8 protein-coding genes are annotated in these 5,402 nt (G+C 61.7%); 1 reads left to right on the top strand and 7 read right to left on the bottom strand.

What is annotated here, in order from left to right; all coding sequences use genetic code 11:
• On the top strand, positions 1 to 398 hold a 398-nt coding region (locus tag NP3_RS48790), incomplete at its 5' end, for a hypothetical protein (protein WP_218025081.1).
• Between the two features lie 420 nt (positions 399 to 818).
• On the opposite strand, the gene NP3_RS48795 is transcribed toward NP3_RS48790, so the two are convergent.
• The 7 genes from NP3_RS48795 to NP3_RS49590 form a co-directional block, all read right to left on the bottom strand.
• Entirely contained in the window at positions 819 to 1,070 is a 252-nt protein-coding gene (locus NP3_RS48795; protein WP_157125004.1) for a hypothetical protein, read from the bottom strand.
• Positions 1,071 to 1,086: 16 nt separating this feature from the next.
• Positions 1,087 to 2,553 carry an ADP-ribosyltransferase gene (locus NP3_RS45610; RefSeq protein ID WP_063047918.1) on the bottom strand — a complete coding sequence of 489 codons (1,467 nt, stop codon included), beginning with the start codon at positions 2,551 to 2,553 and terminating at the stop codon, positions 1,087 to 1,089.
• The gene (locus NP3_RS51065; protein ID WP_063047919.1) at positions 2,550 to 2,840 is read right to left on the bottom strand and encodes a WXG100 family type VII secretion target; all 291 of its coding nucleotides are present in this window, start codon (positions 2,838 to 2,840) and stop codon (positions 2,550 to 2,552) included. Before NP3_RS51065 ends, NP3_RS45610 begins: the two co-directional genes overlap by 4 nt.
• 34 nt (positions 2,841 to 2,874) lie before the next feature.
• Positions 2,875 to 3,207: a WXG100 family type VII secretion target gene (locus NP3_RS45620; RefSeq protein WP_063047920.1), complete on the bottom strand. Its 333-nt coding sequence runs from the start codon at positions 3,205 to 3,207 to the stop codon at positions 2,875 to 2,877.
• 530 nt (positions 3,208 to 3,737) lie between these two features.
• The gene (locus tag NP3_RS48800; protein ID WP_157125005.1) at positions 3,738 to 4,073 is read right to left on the bottom strand and encodes a hypothetical protein; all 336 of its coding nucleotides are present in this window, start codon (positions 4,071 to 4,073) and stop codon (positions 3,738 to 3,740) included.
• Positions 4,074 to 4,379: 306 nt separating this feature from the next.
• A complete protein-coding gene (locus tag NP3_RS45630) occupies positions 4,380 to 4,907 on the bottom strand; it encodes a DUF6508 domain-containing protein (protein ID WP_063047922.1) in 528 nt (175 codons plus the stop codon).
• Between the two features lie 285 nt (positions 4,908 to 5,192).
• The coding region (locus NP3_RS49590; RefSeq protein WP_169814698.1) for a hypothetical protein at positions 5,193 to 5,402 on the bottom strand (210 nt) is incomplete at its 5' end.

Consider the following 5,402-nt stretch of genomic DNA (forward strand, 5'->3'; position numbering starts at 1 on the left):
TGATCGACTCCGGGGGGCAACCCGATCCGGAATTCGACCCGGTGTGGCTTCGCCATACAATTCGTAGCGATGGAGGTGGCGGGACCGGGCAGTCCGTGACGATCGGTTTCAATCTGCTCGAAACCACGCACATGGTCTTCTTTCAGCTTGTCTACCACCCGTTGCACGACATCGTTCACCCTTTCGAGGCGCACGGGTTGGTTACGCGGCTGTGGCCGAATCCGCCCGACCATATCGATCTTGAATCGCATGCCGTCCTGCACAAGAACACCCGCCTTGGGAGCGTCTTTGTCGATGGCAAAGGGATATCCGAGGGCCTCTCCCCGGCTCGCCGCGCCACCGGTAACGGGCTTCCGAACTATCTGACCGGAGTCACAGACACCGACGCCACGCTTTAGCGACCGCACGGCGATCAGCAGAAGCGGACGTTCGGGAGCTTCATTGCTGCCTAGTAGTTGTGCCTGGCCGAATTCGCGTTTCGTTGATTCACGGAATGGCCGTTCGATGAGGACCATCCCTCCTCTGGCGTTGATTCAGCGGTACTGCGCGAAATGACGGCGTGAGGGAGTCGCTGAACGTGCCACTGAGCTGAGTTCCTGGTACGGTCCCAGGTGATCGGCTCGTCGCATTCGTCGTTGCCGGTGAGGTTCCCGGTGATCGTGGTGTCCCACAGCGTCCGCGCTGGCGGAGTTCTTCTGCTCGCGTTCGGTGAGGATCTGGACCAGCATCTCGGCGCCACGCCGTCCGAAAGCCGCCCATGGGCACCCCACGGCATTCGTTGAGTCAATCGGTGAGGGCGTTGGTCGAATCGGTCGTGGTCAGCCCCAGTACTCTCCGCGCTTTTTGCGTTCCTCGACATCGGCCCGGTACTGGTCTTCTTGGTCGGTGCCGATTTTGTCTTCGTCGCCGAACCGGTCCCGCAAATGTATTTGCCGGTCGGGCGGGACCGCGTCCCGCTTGCGGTTGAATTCGGCCAACATCGCTTCGGCTTTAGCCTTTTTTTCCGGGTCGATTGGTGTCCATCCGGGGTCACCGGGGCCTTTGAAGGTTTTTCCGCCTGATTTCTCCATGAGTGGAATCCTTGTCCTATTTCTCGACCATCTGAATGATGGTTCGGCCGCCCTCTTCGTATCGTTTCAAAACCTGGAACTCGGTGCCCGATTTGAACAATACTTCTTGCTCTTCCGGAACGGAAGAATAGTGGCCGATGTACTTGCCGTTCTCGGACACGATCTGAAATTCGATCGGCCGGTCCTTCGCGGCCGCTGGGGTGGCCGATGACGACGTGAAAGCGTCTTCCGTGACAGTGCGCCCCTCCTGGTATTTGGCTAGGTCCGCGGCCGACATATCGGTGCGGCGGGTCACGGTGCCTTCATAGTTGGGTAGCTTGTCCAGCGACGCATTCAACTGGTCCACCTGGGCTTGCTGTTCGGGGGTCAATGGTTTTCCGCTTCTGAGTGCGCCGTTGATGTCGCCGCTTGATCCGGTGTAGCTGGTGATTGCGTCTTTGTCAACGCGATCAAGGTCAAGCTTGGGCACCCCTTCGGGATGCTCATTTTTCGGCAATTCGATCGGTTTTTTCGGCTCGGCCTTCAACTCCTCGATACGCCGAATCTCGGTTTGGTGCTTGGCTATTTCCTGCTCGACGTGTACGCCTTTGGCGATATTGCGGTCGGTTTTGAATGCCTCGATCAAGATGCGGATGGGGCGGCCGATCTTGGCGGCGATGGCGACGACTCGCGCGCTGGCGACCGCGGCACCGATACCGAAGGTGACTACGCTCGACGCCACTGCGATGGCGGCGCTGATGGCCAGTTCTTTGAGTAGTTCCTCTCCTAGTTGTTTGAGCAGTTCCACCATTTTCGCGCGCAGTTCGACCAGGCCGTCATGGTGGTCACGGGTGGAGGCCGAGAGTTCCTTGAACGTCGCGATCGTGGCCTCGGCAGCCGCTTTCAGTGCGCGGATGTCCTCATCGATGTACGAGGCATCGGGGGAGGTGATCTGCTCGAACTGGGCGGCCACTGTGTCGAGTTGGGCCGCCATCGCTTGCACTGGTCCGGCTGCGGCGATCGCGGCCCACGTGGTTGCTGCGCGGTCTAGTAGCTCGACGTTGCCATCGGGCACGGTGATGCCGATGGCCTCGACCAGCTTGACGCCGCCGTCGAGGAGCCCGTTACCCGGTCCTCCGGCCGAAGGCAGCGGCACGCGGCAGCCGTAGGCGGGTGGGCCGGTGTATGGCTTGCTCGGCGCGGTACCGGTCAAGCCTGCGGCGGTGTATTCGGCAAGGGCGTGGTTGTAGCCCATTTCCAGCAGCAGAGCGCCGTAGTGGTGGGTTGCGGTCGCTAGATCGGTGGACATCTTCAGCACCGCTTCGGCGCGCGTGTCGTATGACTCGGCCCATTTCTTGGCCTCGGTGTAGGTGCCGGTCATGTTCCCGCACTGGTCCAGCGCCGGCAAGAGCCCATTAGCGGCGTTGAACCAGTCGGTGGCCAGAACTTGCAGCCGGTTCCCGGCCTCGTTGTAGACGCTGGTATCGACGTCGAGAACGGTCACGCGCGCCCCAGGGTGCGCAGGTTGGCCGTGACAGCATCGCCGTAGGCGGTGTGCGCGGTGCGGGCTGCGGCCTGCATGGCCTCGATCCCCTCTCGAACGTCCTGTGCTGCGGTAGCCCATTCCCGGTGTGCTTCGGCTTGCTTGTCGGCGGCGTGGCCGTTCCAGCTTTGTTGCATTACGGCCATGCGTTCATCGATTTCGCGTAGGGATTCCCGTAGGAAATCGTTGAGTCCGCCGATGCGGGCGGTTACGTCGTCCAGGTGGTCGAGATCGACCTGATATCTCATGTGCCACAGTCCTGTTCGATTACGGCGGAATCAGCTACGGGAGATCCAGGGAGGATTGCCGCATCCCGGCGGCGTTGGTGGTGTCGGTGCCCGTGTATTCGACACCCACCACGCCGAGCAGCTCCGCCATGGTGTTCAAGGCCTCGAGCACCTGCAATGCGCCGTCGCGGGTCTCCTCCCAGCCCGCCGCATAGGCGGTGGCCGCGGTGCCTTTCCAGCTCGTCATCAGCCCTTGCACGTCGGCGTCAGCTGATCGCACACCGTTGACGAGAGTTTGCGCGGTCCGCTGCACATATTGTCCGGCATCGGAAACATGGTCGGGCACAATCGCAAACGGTGACCCGGTGGCCGATGAATCTTCAGCCATATCTGCTCTCTCAGTCTTCGGTCGATGTTGGTGGTCTTGGTAGGTTAGACGCGGACCACACACCTTCGGTTCCATCAGGGTGTCTGGGGCCCCAGAACGGAGCCCACACGGTGGCGCCGTGATCAGAAGACCGCGAGCCACAACGGAGATACCCGGGCGCGCAGCGATCGACGCCGGGACAGCCGACTACGCCGAGTTGTTCTGCTCACCTTGCGGCGCAACCACAACAGGCCGACTCCGGTCGTAAGATCCTCGCCCGCAACGATTTCCTGTTGCAAAGCCCGATCCCTGGGCGTCGATACACCCAGCCCTGCCCGAATTGTGAGCGGCCCGCGATCTACCAGGAACGCTACCCCCGCGCGGTCTGCGATCACTGCCGGGCTAGACAAGACCGGTGGGACGCAATTGGGCTGAATAGATACAGCTTTCGTCGCCCAAGACAGCTCGGCAACAGAACAACCAGCTGGCAGACTCGATCACCATGTCGAGCAACGATGAGTCCGCGGCTGTGCATACGCTGCCCCAGCTCCCTAGTGGCGAGGTAGCAGGGCGTAGTTCGGGCCGAGCAATCGGTGGGGTTGGGTGGTCTCGGAGTCCTGTTCGGGCTCTTTCTCCCACTGGTGCACGACCCCCATTTCGACGCCACGTACTCGCTGATGGGGTCGCGTCAGTTCGGCACGCCAGGCGTTTGGGTGCTGCTTATCGGAGCGGTTCTGCTGCTCCTCGTCGCGTGTCTGATGTTCGAGAGAGTCCAGACCCCGGGAAAGCTTGCAGCTGTACTTGTCCTCGCGTGCATCGAAGTCGTCGGATCCGTGTTCGCCACCACGGTCGCCTTCATCTTGATATGGACTGACTCCCGCAGCCATATCACCGGAGCCGACTTCAGATACGGCACAGCGGTACTCCTGGTCTCCTCCGCGTTGACGATCGCCGGCGCGGTGTGGTGGTGCATCCACGGGAAGCGGGCTACGCGACCATGAGCGCGCATCCAGGCCAACCGCGCGATAGGCGGCTATGAGAGTGCGTACCGAAAGCCCAATGCGGTAGTCCTCCAGCAGGACTAACGCTTTCTCCTCGTGAACAGTCCTTCCGACTCGGAGTCTGTGTTGGCGTCTGGTCGCTTCGAGCCGTGCGGGGCGCGGCATGTGCGGGCATCGAAGTGAACCGTTAACTCACTCTCGTAGCACCGCCTGGAACCGGCGGAACGCGCTGATGCGTCGCGAGATCCACGACTGGCCTGGTGGTGCGTGGATGTGCTCGGCGTGGATCGCCGCTATTCCGTCGTACCACTTGCGAAGGCGCAGCAGGGCTGCCTGGAACGTGCCGTCGTCGAGTGCGTGCCCGAACGTTCCGTCGCTGAATCGCTCGGCCCGAATTATCGCGGTCAGTATTCGGCAGGCCTCGGCAACCGGGGCATCGGCCAGACCCTGGCCGCCTCGATGCAGCCGGATACCGTCCCAATTCGTCCAGTCGAACCCCACGATCGCGTCCACTTCGTACAACGCTCGTTCGACGTGACCCACGGCGTCGCTGTAGACGGCGTAGGGCATGCACAGAGAACCGTCGGCGTTCTGGGTGCGGATTTCCCATAGGCTGGGCTGCTCGGCGAGCAGCTCGTCTACCGCGGACCACAGCTGCTGCCAGCGCTTGGGTGGTGAGATGAGCAGCTGTGCCTTGATATTGGAATCGCTCGGCTCCACGTCGGCACGATACCTCTCTATTCTGGTCGCGCGGCGGCCGTTGACGTGCGACTGACAAACCACCTCCCGGCAACCAACAGGTCACACTGCCAGGTATTACCCGACCGGCAAGTCATACGAGCGATCACAACGGCGCAGAGGCTTGGCTCTGGAAGCCACAGTCATGCACACTCTCAGTCGTCGGTCGGTATTGGTCTCAGTAGGTTAGACGCGGACCATGCACGTTCGGTTCCATCAACGATCTCCCGATCCGAACCATGCATCAGTGGCCGTTCGTGGAACAAGCTAATCGCCGGATAGGACGACGATTCCGGTGGTCTGAATCTTCAACGGCGGCCGTGGATGTCGGTTCGTCGCAGCGAGTGCTCGGATGAGGTCGGTGACGAGTTTGCGTTGCTCGCGGCCCAGGAGAGCCGCTTCCGGTGGGGGGATGTAGGGCTCGTCGAGTTCGAGTGCGATACCGGACCAGTGGGCGACATCGCGCACGTCGAGTTT

This window comes from Nocardia pseudovaccinii NBRC 100343 (assembly GCF_001613225.1).
Classification (GTDB): Bacteria; Actinomycetota; Actinomycetes; order Mycobacteriales; family Mycobacteriaceae; genus Nocardia; species Nocardia pseudovaccinii.

Coding starts and splice junctions, on each gene's coding strand:
- NP3_RS48795 (WP_157125004.1), bottom strand. CDS start 1,070: ATGGAGAAATCAGGCGGAAAAACCTTCAAAGGCCCCGGTGACCCCGGA.
- NP3_RS51065 (WP_063047919.1), bottom strand. CDS start 2,840: ATGAGATATCAGGTCGATCTCGACCACCTGGACGACGTAACCGCCCGC.
- NP3_RS45620 (WP_063047920.1), bottom strand. CDS start 3,207: ATGGCTGAAGATTCATCGGCCACCGGGTCACCGTTTGCGATTGTGCCC.
- NP3_RS48800 (WP_157125005.1), bottom strand. CDS start 4,073: ATGGCTGCGGGAGTCAGTCCATATCAAGATGAAGGCGACCGTGGTGGC.